Here is an 18,459-nt window from a genome sequence, read left to right on the forward strand (position 1 = left end):
GGTGTCGAATGGGGTTAGACCTCTGGTTCTAGCCTAATCTGGCACTGGTTACCGTGCAAGTTCGACCTCCACAGCGACGGGAATGCTACCGGAGTAGTTCACGGAGCCTCTCCAACTCGCGGGCTTCTGCCTCGCGTTCCTCGCGACGTTCTTCGGCCAATCGGTCAATTGCCAACTCAAGAGCGGCTTCAAGTTGTTGTTCTGGTGTCATTTGATCCACTTTCTAACTTGTTCGGCGAACCACTTGGATGGCATCGCCTGTTCAATTTGCTCGATAGTCTGGCCCTCGGCGTACATCGCCAAGGCCAACGCTTTCGCCTCTCGGTATTTCTCAGCGGCGTACTGTTTTCGCTTTCGCTCTCGCTCGGGATTGACGTAGCGTTCAACGGTATCATCGCTGCCGTACCCAAAGTGGACTTGCATCAACACCGCGATGTCGGAGCACACCAAACCGGCTCGGTAGAGGTCCCTGGCGAACTGCATCGGGTCTTCCGGCAACGGGCCGTATCGTTCTCGATAGGCTTCCATGTCGCTTTGCATAGTTGCCTCCAAGCGAAAAAATGCCGCCGCCCCCGGCCATGTGGAGACGGCGGCCCCATAGGAAAATCCACGATGGGTATTCGTGGTCGAAAGGCCGTGCGGTTGTCCAGGCCGCACGGTACATAAGCCGGAGCCCTCAAATCCCAACTTAGTAGAGTGTTGAAAGCGACGGCCAGCCGAAAGATGTTCAAGAAAGACCGGACGCCGCTCCATGCGTGAGTTGTAAAACCTCACACCCGTGTTGCCTTGCGGCTATGTACCAGAACACGGGGTGAGGTGCCGTACCGGGCCATGGCTAGCCCTGCGTTTGTTTTGGTTGGCTAGGTTGCCGAGTGCTGATCCACTCTTCCGGACGCATGACTCGTTCCGCTTTTCCAAGGCCGGAGTCACCTAGCCGCTCGCTGGAGCCCCGCCGATACGAGGTTGCACAACCAGCGATTGACACGCCTTGTGTGCTAGGCGTGTGCTTGGTGGTCGCGGCGGCTCCTTTCAATACCGCCGCGACTCACCACTAGTCCACCGATTCACCCTGTTCAGCCGCTTCGGCTCTTGCCTGAGTCCAAGCACCAGTCGGGTCTCGACCTTCGGCCATGAGTTGTTCAGCACGGTACTTTACCGGGTCGGTTTCGCCGAGGTTGCCCAAATGGCTTCCATCGCGGATGCTAGCAATCTGGGCTTCGAGTTCGGCGATAGCCTTCAAGTTGTGTGCTTGTTCAACTTTCGCACGCTCAGTGATAAGCGTCTGCACTTCGCTGCGTAGGCGTCGCGTCTCGGCGGCGTCGCTGCCGTCCACTAGCTGCGAACGGGTCATATACAACAGGTCGACAATCCGACGCGAACCATTCTCAGCTCGCCAGTTTTCCGCCTCAATAGCATCGTCGATTTTCTTGAGATCTGGCTTCAAACGCCGTAGCTTCTCGGCGTGCTGTGCAGCCTTGTCGGCTTCTTCGACTTCGCGGGCATGTGCAGCCCGCATATCGGCCGCCAACCGCTGGTTGCGTGTCATCCCGGTGTAGTCGGGCTTGGACTCGCCACCGTCGAGTTCATCGGCCATCTTCAGCAGTTTGGGGGATTCCGGCCGCTTCGGCTTCCAGGCGTCGAACTCCATTTTCTGGGCGGGTGTGCGGTCGTCAGCCGCCACCGGCCCTGAGATAAGTTCAGCTTTTGTGGGTTCTCGCTTCAAGCGGTGGGTCATTTCGTCGAAGATTTCGTTGCTCTTCAACGTGGCTTCGGCTTCGCTCTCGACCTCGAAGTCTCCGAGAGGGGTCTTGAGAATAGTTTTGCCGTTCTTCGTGGTTCGCATGAACATTTGGTGTTACTCCATAGTTGCGGGCTACTCGCCCAAGAAAAGTTAGTTGTTGGACAGTCTCTTCTGCCCACGTCCGCGTTCTATTAACAGCTTTGCGTCCAGTCTCTCGCGTGGTTCACCAGTGAATTTGGAACACGCTTCGGACCAAGCCGCATCGCTGCGATACATGAAAGACTTCAGGTTTTCATCTTCAAGGCACATGTCAAAAATACGAGGCTGAACACTATCGACAATCCAGGCGTACTCGTTCTCATTGATAACCTCTCGGACGAGTCCGAATATCGCTTTGAGGTAGGTCCCAATAAGTAGCCGGGCTTCATCGAACGCCAGCAGGTCTTTTCGGTCGAGTCCGAGTTTCTGTGCTTGGTGTGCCAACTTTTGCTGACTGATAAGCACGCTTTCGGCCAATTTCAGACGCTTCCCTGGATCGGACTCGGCGTTGACGGCGGCCTCCAGCAGTGCCGACAACAGGTGCTGTTGCTGCTCCAACGAATCCGGCGAATTCTTTTGACGCTCGATAGCGTCCTTTAAGTTGTCGTCTTCTATGTTCATTTACTCACCCCCAGAGCACGATGGACGGCCGCGACGTTGTAGCGAACGAGTTTGCGGGCACTCACGACGGGAGCGGGAAACTGACCGGACTCGACCAGCTTGCTCAACTGGTACTTGGAGCATCCGATCAAATCACATACTTGTTTCTCGTCGTAGAGTTCTGGCTTGTCGTCCGATGGATGGACTAAGTGACTCATGTAGTTTTCCTTTCAGGTTGTTGAATTGAATGAAAACGGGCCGCCCCGGAGGGCGACCCGCATTGCGACCGTACACATGTTAGATCGCGTACACTAGTTTCCTGTCAGTTGATAACCCTTGTTCGTTCGCGAACGTCCTTGGCTGTCGGAGGTCTTGAGTGTGGTGTGCTCGATGACGCCGAGCCCAACCAACTCTTCAAGGATTTGACCTCTGGCGGGACGGCAGCCGGTGCATTTGCGAAGTTGTGTGATTGTGAGCGGCCCGCCCGCCAAGGCTGCCTTAACGTGCTCGCCCAACTCGTCCCGCTGTCGGACCTCTTTGAGTTCCTTTTCATTCGAGACGATCTCACTTCGCGGGGTGACCTCGACCTTCCAAGGGTTCTCGTCAATCGACACGGCGTATGTCGCGGACACGAAACCCGAAACGATACGCATCCACAAATCAGCGTGCCACGCCCCATCGACATAAGGCAGCCGATGTGAGACCAACACAGCTTGTCGCAACCATTCGCCGATGCCCGCCCCGGTCAGGTGATGGAGTTCCATCACTTCGCCCGGCTTGATCGAGCCTTTCGTTGAATGGTGAGCGAGCATCAACGTGATGTTGTTCACGCGGCACATATCGCCGATAGCTCGGAGCGGTTCTGCCATGGAGTAAATGGCTGTGCCATCCGCACCACCAAGGCAGAGATACAACGGGTCGATCATGAGGACTTCCGTCCCACGGTCGAGACACAGTTTTTCGAGGTCGGCAATATCACCGTCACGCATGAACCGCGGGAGGTCCTCAGTGAGCCAATAGCTACCCTTCTCGCACTGGACACCCTTCGCTTGCTCTTGGGCAATCAAAGTATCCTGCAACTTCCAGCTTCCGGACTCGCCGGTCATAAAACCGACCACCGATTTCTTGGCTTGGAACTTGTCGAACACCTTGGTGCCGGTCGCCAGTGAGACACCGACTTCCATCATGGTTGTTGTCTTGTAGGTCTTCATACCGCCACCGAACACCACCGGCATGTTCTTCACCAACAAATTCTCAATCAGGAACTCGCGGGAGAAGTCAGCCTTACGGAACTCGGACACGTCCAACACGTTGTAGCGTTGCTCTTTGCCCAAGTAGCGGATGGTGCCGAGGGTCGCGGGGTTGTCGTGCGGGTGGAATGTTGACCACTTCGCTTCGCAAGCACCTTCGCTGTACTTTGGACTTGTCTTTGACCAATCGTCCCAAAGTTGTAGACCAACCTCGGGGAACTCGTTCCACAGAGCCGCACCGACCTTGAGCCACGTGTCGTAATCATCGGCGTTGATACGGTCCAGGTGTCGGACCGCTTCGATGATGCTTGCCGTGGTTGGTTGCCGGGTTGGTTCGGGCTCGGGCTCGGGCTCGGGCTGGTATGACACCTTGTATGTTGGCGACGAGTTGCTTACCAAGTCGAACGAGTCCGCTTTCTTATCGCGGGCCGCGATCCACAGGAATGGGGGATTATCGCTGTTGAACTCGATGCCCCATTCTCGTGACATCTGGGCTCGGACGTTCTCGCCGATCTTCTGGTACTCTCGTTGCGAGTCACACGGGATCGGCTCGATGTAGAGACGACCATGGTAGCCGTTGCCTCCGGTAGACCGACAAATGTCGATCTTGCCCTTCAGCGATTCAACGAGCCGGTCGGCTTGTTCCTGTGGAATCTTTTCACCGTGATCCGTATCCAGATCAAACAGGATGTACTCGGCTTGGTTGGTCTGGCGATTCCACCCGCTGACGCCGAGCCGTAACCACTCCTCTTGTGGTGGCACGAACTTGTTCTGGGTGCCGTCTTTGTTGAAAACCTTCCAGGTGCTCGGCTCCGGGTCGTCCTCTCGCTGGTGCCTGATGGTGAGGTCGTGGCTCGGATCACAGAACCGATGCAGGTGAGGTCTGCTGTAGACCTCGACAAATTCTTGAAACACTATCTTCTCCGTTGCTTCTCCAAGTGTTGAAAAGGCCGGGGGCGGGGCGGAGAAGCATTCCCCACCCCCAGCGTTGTGACCGGAGCGACCGGCTACATTTGTTGGTCCACTGACAGACGGCGACTCACATACACACCCTCTATAGGGTGTGTGTATGTGAGTCTGTCTGTCTCTTCTGCATGTGTACCGCTGTCGTTTTGTGTCTCTTCAAATAACCCCTGTTTTGTAGGGTTAGGAGACACGGAGACAGAACGACACGACAGAACAGCACGAACGTGTACGGCTGTCGGAGACAGAACGACACGCCCGATTTGCTGTTGTGTCTCAATCGCGTCCTGATTCACGAATCCGGACGGTGCTCAGAGCGAGCTAGATCGGCATCGTGGCCGCTCGAAACATTTGGCCGCTGACCAAGCGGACGGCGTCGAAACCGTTTTAAGGTCGTGCCCAGGATGGGCTACTCTTGCTTTCGTCGGCGTTCTTCGGCCGCTCGGCGGACCTCCGGGTCGGGGTCTGCCAGTGCTCGCCGCCGGGCGTTCGCCTTCTGGCGGCTCTCGCGGCTAACTTCCTTCGCTCGCTCACTCGAAATCTGGTGACGATGGTTTTCCACGGGCAGGAACTTGCCGCCCTCAAACTCTTCCAGTTTTTCGAGCCGCTTCCCGGCAAAGTGCTTCCCCTGCATCGACGGGCACAGGATCGCTTCCTCGGGCGTCATATTCTCTTCAACAAGGCGACGCCTGAAGGTGGAGTACGTTGGGCGAGCATGAAGCCAATCTCTGTCGTCCTTTATTTCCCACCAGAATTTGTCGAGCATCTGCTCGTACAGCTTTTTGATGTTCTCTTCGTTGTTCGGTTTACGAGGCCGCACCGGCTCGCTCAGAGCCTTCTCGACCAACCAGCCACGGCTGACCCGCTTCCGGACGACCTCGTAGTCGGCACCCGCATCTTTGCAGAGTGCCTTCAGTTCTTCGCTCATTTGTCTCCTTGGTTAAGTGTTGATCTATCTCTTCCTTACCCTAACATTAGGTGAATACAGATAGTCCCACAGATGCGATTTTGCGATTTCACGGAAAGTTTTACAACATCCGCTCCCACGTATATAATACCACGGAAAACGCGGTAAAGCAAGTAATTTCTGGCATGAAAATTGGAATTAGTGTTGCGGCTTGCCGCATTTGCCGTGATAGGTGATGAAAAATCGGAGTCGATGGGGCAAAAATCGTGCCATTGTTAAAATCGGAATAGCCCGCACAGGTGTACCCTAGTGGCCTTGCGTGCACTGCATCCGTCACAATCCGGACAACCATTACACCCCTCCCAATCCATCCATCCACCACAATCCCTCTAGGCCGTCCCAGGACGGCCTCCGAGCCGCCGTAAGCCCATCCAGGCCAAGATGTTACGGCGGCCGCCAGCGGCTCGCTGGGGGCTCCTGGTCTGTTGGTGGTCGCTGTGGCCGCATATTTGAGCCGGGCTCAAATGATTGTTCCAGCATGAGGTAAAAACACCACCGTGTTGACCTTCAAATTTCTGTCAACGTCCGTTGACAGAGTCAAAAACTGAAGCATAGTTGTAGTATGAACATCGTTGTCTACTACAGAGTGAGCACCAACAAGCAAGAGCGGTCTGGCCTCGGTATCGAGGCTCAGAAGGCCGCTGTACGCGAGTACGCTCGCCGGACTGGCTACAAGGTCATCGGACGCTACACCGAAACAGAGAGCGGTACAAAGGCTGAGAGGCCACGGCTAGCCAAGGCCGTGGCCCACGCTCGCCGCTCCAAGGCTCGGTTGATCGTCGCGAAGCTGGACCGGCTCGCCCGCAACCTTGCCTTCCTCGACCAACTGCAACGCTCCAAGGTCGATTTCGCGGCATTAGACTGCGAGCACGCCAACAAGGCCATGCTGCAAATGATGATGGTCATGGCCGAATGGGAGGCCGATCAAGTCTCAGCACGCACCAAGGCCGCTCTGGCTGCTCGTAGAGAGCGTGGTTTGCCACTCGGAGCCGAGAATCCTAACTGCCGGAACCTCAAGCCAGGTGCGATGAAGCAAGGCCGCAAGCTGGGTGCCGAATCGAATCGGCGATTAGCAGACGAGGCGTACTCGGACATCCTGCCCGATATGGTCGAATGGCGGGAGCAAGGCGACACGCTTGCCGAGATAGCCACCTACCTGAATGACCAAGGCCACACCACCCGTACCGGTCGAAGCTGGTCACCCGGAACCGTTGCCAACGTGTTGCGACGTGCTGAGTTGGTCTGAATCCTAGCTGTTGGGCGGGCGGGGTGCCGGGTGGGTTCCAACGGCTCGATGATGGAGAAGTACCTAGCGACTATTCACTTGCAGCCCTAATGACTCAGACAGTATTGCTCGGAGGAATGGATGTCAGGCGTTGCACTATTGCAGACTCTAAGAGTTAGATGAACTCCTCGGTGCATGATTGAGCAATCTATGCCCCGCGTGGCGGTATTTCGTAATCCACTGACGCTCGCATTTCAGAACCCTTCTGGCGGCTTCTTTGGGGCTTTCAGGTTCTACACGTGGAACTTTCGCCAGGATTGTAACCCTTGGTCGTTTATCCTGCTCATTCAATGACCGAATCCACCGCCCTACTGCAATCGGAGAACTCTTGTCAAATGAGCAATGCTCCACGAAGCGACCATGAAGGTAAGGAGTTTTACCGACATATCGAATCTCTGTCTCTCCGTGTGACGGTTCCACGAAAAGCCCGTAGATATATTCGAGTTCGCCGACTTGTCCTACAGGGTACTCGCAATTGGGGACCATTGAATTCAGATAGTCCGTAAGTTCTGTCTTAAACCACTGAGGCGTTGTATAGTGGCCATTGCAGTTGCAAGTGAATTGGTACATGAGCCCCAATCGGTCGCCCGGAAACTCCACTCTAGATGAGTCTGAAACTAACCTGCCAGGACACCCAACCTGCCAGCCTTCGCGAATCGGACACCAATATACGACAGCTACCCTTCCGCACCCTTTTTGGCAAGGCTCAGATACCATTGCGTCCGCTTCGGTTCGAGGCCGAAGTGAAAATGGTGTGCCTACTGGGACGGCGGGACGCAGATCAACTAAGCGGCGAAAGACCGATAGGTCTTGATACTTCACGGCAAAAAACGCATCGAGAAGGTCTACGCTTGTCTTACGCCAGCCCCCATGGAAATGGTGTTGAGAATCAGCTTCGACAATGAGTCGAACGGCCTCCCGCTGCGTCTCAGATAATGAAAGTACGCCCATCAAGTTGTAGAGCAGGGAGAGAGAGATAGTCGAAGCATTTGTTGCTTCGACTTTAAAATCAGTTTACGGGTTCAGCCAATCTCGGTCCGGACGAGCAAGTTGCCTTGCGTTGTTGTATGCCATGTCCAGTGTCAGGCAAGTAGAAGCCCTGTAAAACTCTCCGTGGTCTCCGACTGTAAGTGCAAGATCAGCCTTTGACGGTTGGCTTATGCAAAGCGGCAAAAGTAGTTGCATCTTACCTTTGTAGTATTGAGGAATGGCAGTCTTGTAGTTGCGTCTTACACGTTCCTTCGCGTTATCAATTGCACCCTTTAGAAAAGTCTGAAGGGCGTGTGTGTCCATCGTATTGAATGGGGGCGGGAATCGCTTCTTGTTTTCATCAATAATGTGTTCGATGTTGACTCTTAGCTCTTTATTGGTGTCATACACGAGTGATGACGGATTAGAATAGTAATTTGCCATTTCGGGCAGCTTGCTGAAGCGGGTCATTTCGTAATCGCCCGCTTTGCACCACGCCCGAAAGTGCCACTGCGTGTCGACATCATCAAGTTTATTTGGTACACCCACACAGAAAATCTGACTTTGTCCGTCTGTCACAAGGCCAGTGTTGAAGGTAATTGACTGGCCATCGTCCGACACACAAATCTTGTCTTCCTCGGCTAGCCGTTTGTAGGTGTATATTGTGTAGTTGAAAAGAATCGGCAGCCGACGTTTTGACTCTTGGTTCTTCTGCTCGCTTTGGTACTTCCATCCGCCAGGCTCGTCTTCGGCCAATGCCGCCAACTCGTCTAACGAGTCGTCAATGCTCGGGATCATGATTAGATTGGCTAGCTTGTCAGGCCAAGTAACCTCGGACATTTTCTAGGTCCCTTTGCGGATGAGTGGAGCCAAGCTAATGCCAGCTCTTCTTGCTTGTTCAACTACGCCGATTGTACGGGATATTGACTCCCCAGCAGAGCAACAGGTTCACGAGAATGTAGCTGACTCTTGTCGGCTGGTAGTCCCTACTGTAACGCAGCCGGGAGCCCTTTGGCTACAATGGCTCTGTCCTTCAGTTGCTACTTGCTTCCCGTATGGTGCTCTGCCAAACGTTACCATTGGCCGAGTGGCCGCCGTGACCGATGACCGCAGGCCGACGATTCTGACTAACTGCGATTAAACGCAGTGCTGAAAGTTAGGTGCGGATCGTGATTTCGACGGCATCAACTCCGATGCCCAGCTGCTTGGCTATCAGTTCCTTTGCGGTGTCGAATACGTTTGCTGATACCTTCTGCGGTCGTGTCGGCTTGCCAGCCACCGGTTGCCAGTCGACAGCATCCGGGTCGATCCCCAATTCTTCGAGTGTTGTGTAATGCACAGGATTGCGACCAAATACCCACAGGTCGGGCTCGTCGATCTCGGCGTATTCGCTGATGAGGATTATGTATCGCCCTGGCTTTGTATCGCCGGGTCCCAGTCCGGAGATCTTGCCGAGCAGGAAGCCCGACTTGTGTGCTTCTGGCCCGGGTCCGTGGCCAGCTTCACCGTTGGCGTTACGGGCACAAACAAGGTAGTTCGCCTTCCGGGCATTTTTCCTGTTCAAGACCCATTCTTGCGACCCCCCAGATTCTAGGATTTCTTCGAGAGATCGAGATGTAAAGGTAACAATTGTGTCGGCCATGATTTGGTTCTCCGTGGACGGAACATGTCACATAAAATCACGCTAACATTTATGCCGACCAAGTCAATATGTATGGTGACATGTTACGTAAATATTACCACATCATGGTTGTAAGTCGGGACCTACAGGCTGAATCGACTTTGGGCAGATGTATCCCCTGTAGCTATACAGGAGAAATACAGGGAATGCGAAATACACATACAGGGAGTATTGCCTGTACGCCACAGTAGGTTACAATAAGGTTTCCTGTAAGTTACATGCGATATTGAGGACCCCGCATTTGAACAGACTACAAAAAGCCAGGAAGTCTCTCGATTCCGCCGAATCCAGCATCCGTACGCTAGTAGCGGATGCTGCGAACGCCGGAGACTATGACGAGGCTGTAAACCTAACAAATCTTGCCAAGACCCTAGCGAACTTGGCAAAATCAGTGACTCCTAACGGAGGAGAAGAAGCTGCTCAGTTGTCACCTCCCGAAACTAAAAAACGGGCGACCCACGAGCAGGAGGGGAGTGCCAAGCCACGTTCTACGAAGAAGTCAAAACGTAGGTCTTATCCGCGATTTATTCAAAGCAACGGCGACTTGGTAAAAGTCGGTTGGTCCAAGTCGGCATCGAAGGAATATCAACACAAAGCACCGCGTGAAGTGTTGAGTGCGGTTTCCAATGCACTTAAAGTTCAACGTATGGACGATGGTGTACTTCGGCCGCCACAGGAGTTCCTTCCCTTGTCAAATGTTTCCGGGGAGCAAATACCCGACTATCAATCTTATCTGTGCATCGCGTGGTTACGCGAGATTGGCATCGTCGAGCGGCATGGCCGACATGGCTACAGTGTGCCCGATCCGTCGAATATAGAGGACAGGATTGCCAATGCGTGGGAACAACTATCAAACGTCTAATCTGTAAGGGGTAATATGTCGGACAATCAATCTCTGTGCCTCGCACTCCTTTACGCTAATTCTGAAGACGAAGTGATCGCTATCCTGAAGGAGGCGGGCTACTGGGACAACCCCGACGTCTGGCGGCTTTACGGAGATCGCGACGGCAATTTTGCTGTCATCGGCAATCAGCAAAGTCGACCAGAAGCTGCTCTTGTCGAGAAGATAATAAATTCCGTGGACGCTCGGTTGATGAATGAGTGTCAGGTGAGGGGTATTAATCCCCAATCGAGTGATGCTCCGTCCAGTATACGGCAGGCGGTGTGGGAGTATTTTGAGGAGCATGGAGAAAAGCCGTTTGATCCAGAGATCGGAGGCAGCATACAGGAATGGAGTCGTTCTCGTAGAACCGAAGAATCTCGAAGAATCACAATAGCTTCCACTGGCAAGGTTTCGAGTACTTGTCTTACAGTCGCCGATCTTGGCGAAGGGCAAACACCCAATCGCATACCCGAAACGTTTCTTTCGCTAGAAAGAAGCAACAAGTTACGAATTCATTTTGTCCAGGGACAGTTCAACATGGGAGGCACTGGCGTACTGAATTTCTGTGGAACTCAGGGCTTTCAGTTGGTTATATCGAAGCGAAATCCAGCCATCGTGTCCGCGATGGGTGAAGACGATTCTTCCTCTGCGGAATGGGGATTCACCTTGGTAAGGCGTGAACGACCAGCGGTGACAAACGGTGGTGTGAAGAATTCGATGTTCACCTATCTTGCTCCGTTGGGTGCAGAAGAGCATCCCAATAGAGGTGGGATTCTTCGGTTTACAGCCGATTCTCTTCCACTAATGCCTGATGGAAACGTGGCGTATTCGCGTGAAGTCTCACACGGTTCAGTGTTGAAACTCTACGAATACGACATGAAAGGCTTCCGAGGCATGATGATGAGAAGCGACGGGCTCCTGTACAGACTTGAGCCGTTGCTTCCGGATATCGCATTGCCGATCCGTCTACACGAATGTAGGGACGGCTACGGAGGACATTCAGGTAGTTTTGACACACCATTGGCAGGATTAACCGTCCGACTAGAGAAAGGAAAAGGTGGCAATGTCGAAGATGGGTTCCCGGACACAGTGCCATTTATGGTCCATGGTCAAAAGATGGTAGCTAAGATTTACGCGTTCCGTCCCGGGAAGGCAGAACGCTACAGAACTAACCAAGGCGTATTATTGACAGTGAATGGACAGACCCATGGACACTTGCCAAAAAGCATCTTTGGCCGGAAGAGTGTGAAGTTAGGTCGGCTGGCAGACTCATTGCTTGTGACGGTCGATTGCTCCGGCTTATCGGTATCTGCGAGAGAAGATCTATTCATGACGAGTCGAGATCGCCTCCGAGATGGTGAATTGGGTAAAGCTGTAAATTCCGAGATCGAAGACATTCTTCGGCATCACGATGCATTGAAGGAACTCGCCAATAAGCGACGCAACGAAGAAGTTTCAAATCGCCTCAAGGATTCAAAGCCACTTGAAAACATCCTTCAAGAGGTAATGAAAATGTCACCAGCATTAGCCCGGTTATTCCAGCGGGGTAATAGACTCAGCCGACCGTACATGGACAGTTCGACCTCGGGTGCGGCAGCTGGCAAGACAGGTAGTAGTACGGGGAACCAGGGAAACAGTGATACCGGTGGTGTAAATGGGAATTCAGGGGTGTTTGAGGGGAAGCCGCACCCCACATACTTTAGATACCGCAATAAACCGAATGGCACTACACTTCACAGAGATTGCGAGATTGGTCGGCGTGCTCGAATTAAGTTTGAAACTGACGTGGAGAATGGCTATTTCAACCGTAGTTCATTAAAGGGGCATTATGACGTAGAAGTCTTGGAGGGAAGATTTGAAGGGTCGATGTTGAATCACAATTTGACTCTCCATGACGGTGTTGCGAACTGGAACGTCGAGATTCCAGAAGGTGCCGTTGAAGGTGAGACCTTAGTGCTCCAATGTGTCGTTAATGATGAGACACTTGTTGAACCGTTCTGCAATGTCGCTACTTTGACCGTTAAACCCAAACAGGAACATGGAGTTGGAACAAACGGCAAGCGTGACCGCACCGGCAGTAAGTCGAAAGACACCCAAAAGGGCAACCAAGGTGGCGGGGCAGGCGGCAACGGCGGCGGCACTGGTGGTAACGAACCAGACGGCATTAGCATGCCAGACATCGACGAAGTCGAGCGTGATCGGTGGGACCAATTCGGCTTCGACGAAAACTCCGCCTGCAAGATCATCGAAGATGTCGGAGAAGACGAGCGAAGCCTCTACACTTTCCACGTAAACGTGGACAACGTTTGTCTGGAAACAGAGATGAAGTATGCGAAAGGTGATCCTGCCGTGCTGAAAGCCAAGTTTGTCTACGGTAATGTGCTGATTGGATTGGCATTATTGCAGGACCATCTCAAACGCCCGCCAACGAGTGAAGACCAGTCCGAAGACTGGACGATAGAGGGGCATGTCGCGGGTATAACACGGGCTCTAGCCCCATTTGTCATTCCAATGATCGATTATCTTGGCTCGTTGGAGTCTGACGACGTTATCGCGGGGGCAGAATCGGGAGACATCGATTGACTAAGCTGCTCTGTGGACTAGCACGACCTCGCGAGCGGCAGCGGTCTTGCCCTTGAAGTTGGCGTGCCACTTTCGGTTGGGTACTTCCCGACGAATTCGGTGATATGTTTCTTTCACTTCATCATACCCAGCATCGTTCATTGCACGGAGATACTGCCTAAGGTGGCGTTCGGGTTCTGCGAAGGCGACCATTTGAACAACGTGGCCACCTTTCTTTAGACACTGCCTCACTCCGGCCATCGTTTCAGTGACTTTGACGAAGTATGGGCTGAGGTCATTCCGCCTACGTCCGGTGAATGTGTAGTATGACGCTCCCTGCCCGTCCATTGAATCGGTAATCCAGTACGGGGCAGGACTTTCCCTGCGTCCATCCACCTGCCATCGATGGTAAAGCATGTGGATTCCGGGATAGGGTGGGCTGGTGACAACCAAGGAAGCCTTATCACCAACGAAGTCACCTCCCTTGTGAATGTCGGCAGCATCGCACTGGACCAGTGTTCGGTCACATAGCCGCAATTTCTCTCGCCGATAGAGCCGTGAGTATTCTTTCAGTTCTTCGGCCATCTCGTGAGCATTGGACGCGAAACGCTCGCGAAACTCGCTTAGCGGTGTTGTTCGTTTCCGATTGTCAAACGCCCATTGTGAAGTCTTGAGAATGAGGCATCTTGCAAAGTCTCGTTCGGTCGATGTTGCTAGTTCATCTAGCCAGTGAAGGGCTATCGCAACCGCCTTTTTAAGCGGCCTAGCACTGGGCAGTGAAAGATTCTTGGCCCGAGTGTCATTCAGTATCTCTTCCAAGTCTGCTGTGGGGTATCGGAAACTCATGCGGTCTGCAACTTCATCAGCCCAGGTCGTTACGTTGTCGATGGCACCGTTGCTAAGTGGTGTTGTCTTCACCTTGGCGATGAACACCGATAGAGAGTTGATATCACATCCGTAGACACGGCGTCCCGATACGAACCCTTCCAGGATCGATGTGGCCCCGCCCATGAACGGATCAATCACCAAGTCGCCTGGCTCTGAGAACAGCCGGATGGCAGCCGCTGCGAACTCTGGGCTAAACCTGGCTGGGTAGCGATAGAAGGAATGCGTCAGCCCCTCGACCTGCCGTGAATCCATGGCTGACTGCTTGAGTTGTGAGAATATGTCCATTTGGCCACGCTCCTATATTAAATGATCTGGGGCGAATACAAAAAATCAAGAAACTGGGCTAGAGGAATCGCAGACTTTTGCGTTAGTGCTAGCACCGTTGCAATAGAGTGAAACAGGCGAAATCAGGCCGAGGCGAGACACTCAATCCAGAATGACCGAGCCATCCAGCCACCCACGGACGAAGTCGGTCGCGAGTCGTAGCGAACGCGAGTAGGTTTGCTCGCGGTAGTGCAGGGATCTAATATCGGTGCCGACGTGGCCCATGATGGCAGCGATTGCCCACTCGGGGGCGTCGCTCGCACTGGCGATTGTGCAGAACGTGCGACGCAAGCCGTAGAAGCCAACACCGGGCACGATTAAACGAACGGCTTTGTTGACTCGGAACCGATCCCACATAGGAAACGTGAGAGCGTCGACCGTCTCAGGCCAGAGCGGAGCCAGACGCGGTTGTCCGGTTTTCGGTCGGACGGTCTTCAACCAGCCGTCTTGAATCTCGTCCGGTGTGAGTTGCTGACAATCGGCGGGACCAAACCCGCAATTGAGACCGAGCAAGACCATGCTCCGCAACACACCATCAGTATCGAGTAGCTGAAGGCACTCTTCGCGGGTGAAGTGCCGCCGCTTAGTGTAACGCTGTTTGCGAATCTCGCGGGCTGGCGGGCTCTTGAGTGCGTCGCACTCTTCAACCGTGTGGTGAGTTCTCAACAAAGTGCGGGTGTGGGTAAGCCATCGTTTGAGGCTCACCGGGCTCACACGTTCGCCCCGCTTGGTGGTCGCTAGTATTTCGCGAATCTTCCATAAGTCGGACTCATTCACACTCCGTGAGCGTCCGCAAACTTCCTCAACAACCCTGCAAACGTAGGAATACTCCCACAGTGATCGTTTGGTAAGTCCTTGCTGTTTCTTGCTTTGCAGGAATTGCTCACACGTCTTAGATACTCTACATTTGAACCACATAGCACGCTCCTGATTAGTGCGTGCCTAGCGTCCGGTTGCCTGATTCGCTTGGAGCCGACGGTCCTTCGGAACCAGGGGTTGCAGGTTCGAGTCCTGCCGGGCGTGCTTTCTTTTCGTTCAGCCGAAATCGTGTTAGATGTCACTCTCCGAAGAACGGGGGTGCGGCGTCTTCGAAAGGTCCCCAAACGGTACATACTGGTTGGGGACAATAGCGGTGCACCCGTACCATGCTGAAACCGAGGAATGCTATTCCCAAGTACCGCAGGTACAATGCGTTCGGCCGCTCGACGCCCAGGGCGTGACCACGATTGGCGGTGAGGACCTTTGGCTGGCCCATCACGCGACACAGGCCGGCAATCTGGAGTTCCGCCTCGCTGATGGCCGAGTACCTGGCCTCGGGCCGGTTCCCTGATAACCGGCTAACGCTGCTGATTGACACCGTCACGCGTCTCCAAGATACTACGTATGCGTACTGGCTGGTGCAATCGCTATGCGAATGGGTAAACCGTGACGACGGGTAAGGATATCGCTCGCAATCTAAAGAAGGCGTATGCGCTCATGCATCGCCAAACCCAATCCCTGCTGTCACAGCACGACATGACGGCTGATCAGTATGTCTTGCTGGCGTTGCTCAGCATCGAAGATGGCGTCACGCAGCAAGAGCTCACGCAGCGAGCGTCGTCGGATCCGAATACCGTTCGGGCGATGCTAGTGTTGTTGGAAGAAAAGGGACTCGTCGTTCGCAAAGCCCACGTTACCGATCGGCGTGCTCGACGGGTGCTCATAACAGCCAAGGGCCGACGAAAGTACACGCTACTGGCGAAGACGCTAACGCCTCTGCAGGATGCATTGCGCGCCCCCTTCAGCGAGCCGGAGGCAAAGGCGTTCGTGGATGCTCTTCAGCGGTTTTGTGGGAGCATTCAGCAGTGGGAGTCGGACCAAGAGGCCCACACATTCAAATAGCTTTTCAACGAAAGAGGGACTGATCATGAAAGTGCAGTCATGCATGGCCACGTTCCTTACTCTTGGGTTGCTCCTGGCGATCAGCCAAGCAGCCCACGCTCAGCCCACGGAGAGTGGACCGCCAGCGGCCGAATCGAAACAAGAAGTACAAAGTGGCGGGACAGCACGCAACTTCGAATATGAGCGGCCACTGATCGGAGCCGATATTTCATGGGCGCCTTCTCAGGAGGACCGAGGGACCAAGTTCTCGGATCAGGGCGTCGAGAAGGACGTTCTCGAAATCCTGGCGGACCATAATTTCAACTGGGTTCGCCTCCGGCTATTCGTCGATCCTAAGGCAGAGAATGGGTACTCCCGGCAGGGCTACTGCGGGCTCGAACAGACCCTGGCGATGGCCAAACGCGTCGAAGCTGCCGGCATGAAACTCCTGCTCGACTTCCACTACAGCGACACCTGGGCCGATCCCGGCAAGCAGTTCACGCCTGCATCGTGGAAAGGACTCAGCGACGACGAGATAGCGGATAAGATCTACGAATACACCAACAGCGTCATCAAGCGTTTCGCCGCGGAAGGCGTGACGCCCGAGATGGTCCAGATCGGCAACGAGATCCACAACGGACTGCTTTGGCCACAGGGACGCATCAAAGACTCACCCGATACCTTCGGTACCCTGCTTCGGCGTGCTAGTGAGGCGGTCCGCGACGCCGACCCAAGTATCAAGATCATGGTGCATCCCGCGCTAGGTGGCGACAACGGTCGGTCGGTCCGGTTCTTCGACTTGGTCCTTAGTCACGACGTGGTATTCGACGTGATCGGGCAATCGTACTATCCCCAGCACCATGGGACGCTCGAGCAGTTGGAGAACAACTTGACGGACCTGGCCAAACGGTACCGCAAGCCAATTGTTGTCGTCGAGTACCAGGAGCACCGCAAAGAGGTCAACGAGATCGTCCGCGACCTGCCCGACAACTTGGGCTGGGGCACTTTCATCTGGGAGGCGACCTCGCCGCGCTGGGGTGGCCTGTTCGATCGCGACGGAGCTGCGAACGACCGAATTGATATCTACCCGGCCTTTTTCGAAAGCGTCGAGTCAACTCAGCCGCAGAGTACGAAGGCAGATGAGCAGCAAGAATCTACGGCCGAGAGCAAAGCGGGTGACATCAAGATCGTCAGGGACATCGCCTACCGCGAGTCCACATTACGGAGTTTCATGGCTCCATTCGGTGGCATCCCGAATGGCTCTCGTCCCGGCATACGATAGCATCAGCCTGTGAGCAAATGTTGCTAGAAATACTTCCGCATTTCGGGCATGCTTTTGAGATACCTCTCCGTTTGCAGTATGCCTTCGCGTTGGCCGGAAAAGCGACTTGATTTCCTTGGACCGAGAACTTGACGTAACCATCTGCGGAACGGCCGTTCTGGATGTTGTTGTCCAGCCCATCGATCTGGACCGTCCAATCGGCGGGGATCGGCTGTTTCACACCGAACCGCTGGCCGTGCATCCCGGTGGAATCGTTTCCAATACCGGTGCAGCGATGAGTCGTTACGGGATGCGTGTGGCGGCGATGACTCTGGTGGGGAAAGATGCCTTCGGAGATTTGCTCGTCGAGCGGCTTGATGACCTGGGCATCAACACCGCTGCGGTGGAGCGTCGCGAAGAAGCGACCAGCACCTCGGCCGTGCTCGTCGATAGTTGTGGTCAGCGATCGTTCGGCCACCATGTGGGAGCGTTGGCGAAATTGGATGCAGATTTTCTGTTGCAGCATGAAACCTTGCTGTCTCAGTCGCGGATGTTATTGATCGGATATCTCTCGTTAATTCCCGAGCTCGAGCCACGCCTGCCCGAAGTGCTGCAGTTGGCTCGGCGACTCGGTTGCCAGACGGTACTCGAGGCGGCAGGAAGTGGTGGCGATCCGGAGGTGGTGAAGGCGTGCTTGCCGCTGGTCGATTGTTACTTCCCCAGTCATCAAGAGGCCATCCAGGAAACGGGGGAATCGGATCCCGTCCGAATCCTATCGGCCTATCGCGATTTCGGCTGCCAGGGTGTCGTGGGTGTGAAGCTGGGAGCCGATGGCGCGGTTGTCAGTGACTCGCCCGGCGAGACAGCCCGAATCGAACCAGTCGTCCCACCTGGCAAGGTAGTCGACACAACGGGTGCAGGAGACTGCTTCCTCGGCGCGTTTCTGACCGGGATGCTGCGAGGAATGGATTGCCAAGACGCCGGCAGACTGGCGGCCGCTGCCGGGGCAGGGTGCGTCACCCGCTATGGGGCCCAAGACGGTTTGTTCGACCTGGACGAGACCTGCCGGATGGCGGGCGTGGAACCTCCCGTGGCTCGGCTGTAGCACGCAATTGCGAGAAACAAACAAGCAGGGCGACCCCGCCCCGATGAAATCCTCAGTACATTTTTAACCACAGCAAATTCC

At 54.5% G+C, this 18,459-nt stretch carries 17 protein-coding genes; 6 read left to right on the forward strand and 11 right to left on the reverse strand.

The features are described 5' to 3' along the window. Positions 1-207: 207 nt before the first annotated feature. From NG895_RS04140 to NG895_RS04165, 6 genes are all read right to left on the reverse strand, one after another. Positions 208-540, reverse strand: coding sequence for a hypothetical protein (locus NG895_RS04140; RefSeq protein ID WP_252851187.1), 333 nt, complete (start codon positions 538-540; stop codon positions 208-210). A gap of 511 nt (positions 541-1,051) precedes the next feature. Then, a complete protein-coding gene (locus tag NG895_RS04145) occupies positions 1,052-1,849 on the reverse strand; it encodes a hypothetical protein (RefSeq protein WP_252851188.1) in 798 nt (265 codons plus the stop codon). Between the two features lie 42 nt (positions 1,850-1,891). Further along, positions 1,892-2,401 (reverse strand): hypothetical protein, encoded by a 510-nt coding sequence (locus NG895_RS04150; protein ID WP_252851189.1) that lies wholly within the window; start codon positions 2,399-2,401, stop codon positions 1,892-1,894. Beyond that, the gene (locus tag NG895_RS04155; RefSeq protein ID WP_252851190.1) at positions 2,398-2,598 is read right to left on the reverse strand and encodes a helix-turn-helix transcriptional regulator; all 201 of its coding nucleotides are present in this window, start codon (positions 2,596-2,598) and stop codon (positions 2,398-2,400) included. The genes NG895_RS04150 and NG895_RS04155 overlap by 4 nt, the downstream gene beginning before the upstream one ends. A gap of 93 nt (positions 2,599-2,691) precedes the next feature. Further along, positions 2,692-4,545 (reverse strand): PriCT-2 domain-containing protein, encoded by a 1,854-nt coding sequence (locus NG895_RS04160; protein WP_252851191.1) that lies wholly within the window; start codon positions 4,543-4,545, stop codon positions 2,692-2,694. A 457-nt stretch (positions 4,546-5,002) separates the two neighbouring features. After that, positions 5,003-5,521, reverse strand: a complete 519-nt coding sequence (locus NG895_RS04165) for a hypothetical protein (RefSeq protein WP_252851192.1) — start codon at positions 5,519-5,521, stop codon at positions 5,003-5,005. Between the two features lie 601 nt (positions 5,522-6,122). On the opposite strand from NG895_RS04165, the gene NG895_RS04170 reads away from it, so the two are divergent. Next, a complete protein-coding gene (locus tag NG895_RS04170; protein ID WP_252851193.1) occupies positions 6,123-6,806 on the forward strand; it encodes a recombinase family protein in 684 nt (227 codons plus the stop codon). Between the two features lie 1,053 nt (positions 6,807-7,859). Here NG895_RS04170 and NG895_RS04175 read toward each other — a convergent pair. Together NG895_RS04175 and NG895_RS04180 are read right to left on the reverse strand one after the other, a co-directional pair. Then, complete coding sequence (locus NG895_RS04175) at positions 7,860-8,654, reverse strand: DUF3825 domain-containing protein (protein ID WP_252851194.1); 795 nt, start codon at positions 8,652-8,654, stop codon at positions 7,860-7,862. 316 nt (positions 8,655-8,970) lie between these two features. Beyond that, on the reverse strand, positions 8,971-9,456 hold the full coding sequence (locus NG895_RS04180) for a hypothetical protein (RefSeq protein ID WP_252851195.1): 486 nt from the start codon (positions 9,454-9,456) through the stop codon (positions 8,971-8,973). A 280-nt stretch (positions 9,457-9,736) separates the two neighbouring features. Here NG895_RS04180 and NG895_RS04185 point away from each other — a divergent pair, with 280 nt between their 5' ends. Together NG895_RS04185 and NG895_RS04190 are read left to right on the forward strand one after the other, a co-directional pair. Next, positions 9,737-10,357 (forward strand): hypothetical protein, encoded by a 621-nt coding sequence (locus NG895_RS04185; protein ID WP_252851196.1) that lies wholly within the window; start codon positions 9,737-9,739, stop codon positions 10,355-10,357. Between the two features lie 15 nt (positions 10,358-10,372). After that, entirely contained in the window at positions 10,373-12,961 is a 2,589-nt protein-coding gene (locus tag NG895_RS04190; RefSeq protein WP_252851197.1) for a hypothetical protein, read from the forward strand. On the opposite strand, the gene NG895_RS04195 is transcribed toward NG895_RS04190, so the two are convergent. From NG895_RS04195 to NG895_RS04205, 3 genes are all read right to left on the reverse strand, one after another. After that, entirely contained in the window at positions 12,962-14,113 is a 1,152-nt protein-coding gene (locus tag NG895_RS04195; protein WP_252851198.1) for a DNA methyltransferase, read from the reverse strand. A gap of 141 nt (positions 14,114-14,254) precedes the next feature. Then, the gene (locus NG895_RS04200) at positions 14,255-14,929 is read right to left on the reverse strand and encodes a site-specific integrase (RefSeq protein ID WP_252851199.1); all 675 of its coding nucleotides are present in this window, start codon (positions 14,927-14,929) and stop codon (positions 14,255-14,257) included. Between the two features lie 280 nt (positions 14,930-15,209). Continuing rightward, a complete protein-coding gene (locus NG895_RS04205; protein WP_252851200.1) occupies positions 15,210-15,509 on the reverse strand; it encodes a hypothetical protein in 300 nt (99 codons plus the stop codon). Positions 15,510-15,628: 119 nt separating this feature from the next. Between NG895_RS04205 and NG895_RS04210 the strand changes: the two genes are divergently transcribed. The 3 genes from NG895_RS04210 to NG895_RS04220 all read left to right on the forward strand — a co-directional run bounded on the left by NG895_RS04210 (position 15,629) and on the right by NG895_RS04220 (position 18,378). Next, positions 15,629-16,033 (forward strand): MarR family winged helix-turn-helix transcriptional regulator, encoded by a 405-nt coding sequence (locus NG895_RS04210; protein WP_252851201.1) that lies wholly within the window; start codon positions 15,629-15,631, stop codon positions 16,031-16,033. A gap of 25 nt (positions 16,034-16,058) precedes the next feature. Beyond that, positions 16,059-17,294, forward strand: coding sequence for a glycoside hydrolase family 53 protein (locus tag NG895_RS04215; protein WP_252851202.1), 1,236 nt, complete (start codon positions 16,059-16,061; stop codon positions 17,292-17,294). 115 nt (positions 17,295-17,409) lie between these two features. Continuing rightward, positions 17,410-18,378, forward strand: coding sequence for a carbohydrate kinase family protein (locus tag NG895_RS04220; RefSeq protein ID WP_252851203.1), 969 nt, complete (start codon positions 17,410-17,412; stop codon positions 18,376-18,378). Positions 18,379-18,459 lie beyond the last annotated feature (81 nt).

It is taken from the genome of Aeoliella straminimaris (genome assembly GCF_024054565.1).
GTDB lineage: Bacteria > Planctomycetota > Planctomycetia > Pirellulales > Lacipirellulaceae > Aeoliella > Aeoliella straminimaris.

Excerpts from the sequence above, each read along its gene's own strand:
- NG895_RS04180 (WP_252851195.1), bottom strand. The coding sequence starts at position 9,456 with ATGGCCGACACAATTGTTACCTTTACATCTCGATCTCTCGAAGAAATC.
- NG895_RS04165 (WP_252851192.1), bottom strand. The coding sequence starts at position 5,521 with ATGAGCGAAGAACTGAAGGCACTCTGCAAAGATGCGGGTGCCGACTAC.
- NG895_RS04140 (WP_252851187.1), bottom strand. The coding sequence starts at position 540 with ATGCAAAGCGACATGGAAGCCTATCGAGAACGATACGGCCCGTTGCCG.
- NG895_RS04195 (WP_252851198.1), bottom strand. The coding sequence starts at position 14,113 with ATGGACATATTCTCACAACTCAAGCAGTCAGCCATGGATTCACGGCAG.
- NG895_RS04210 (WP_252851201.1), top strand. The coding sequence starts at position 15,629 with ATGCATCGCCAAACCCAATCCCTGCTGTCACAGCACGACATGACGGCT.
- NG895_RS04215 (WP_252851202.1), top strand. The coding sequence starts at position 16,059 with ATGAAAGTGCAGTCATGCATGGCCACGTTCCTTACTCTTGGGTTGCTC.
- NG895_RS04155 (WP_252851190.1), bottom strand. The coding sequence starts at position 2,598 with ATGAGTCACTTAGTCCATCCATCGGACGACAAGCCAGAACTCTACGAC.
- NG895_RS04190 (WP_252851197.1), top strand. The coding sequence starts at position 10,373 with ATGTCGGACAATCAATCTCTGTGCCTCGCACTCCTTTACGCTAATTCT.
- NG895_RS04175 (WP_252851194.1), bottom strand. The coding sequence starts at position 8,654 with ATGTCCGAGGTTACTTGGCCTGACAAGCTAGCCAATCTAATCATGATC.
- NG895_RS04170 (WP_252851193.1), top strand. The coding sequence starts at position 6,123 with ATGAACATCGTTGTCTACTACAGAGTGAGCACCAACAAGCAAGAGCGG.
- NG895_RS04150 (WP_252851189.1), bottom strand. The coding sequence starts at position 2,401 with ATGAACATAGAAGACGACAACTTAAAGGACGCTATCGAGCGTCAAAAG.
- NG895_RS04145 (WP_252851188.1), bottom strand. The coding sequence starts at position 1,849 with ATGTTCATGCGAACCACGAAGAACGGCAAAACTATTCTCAAGACCCCT.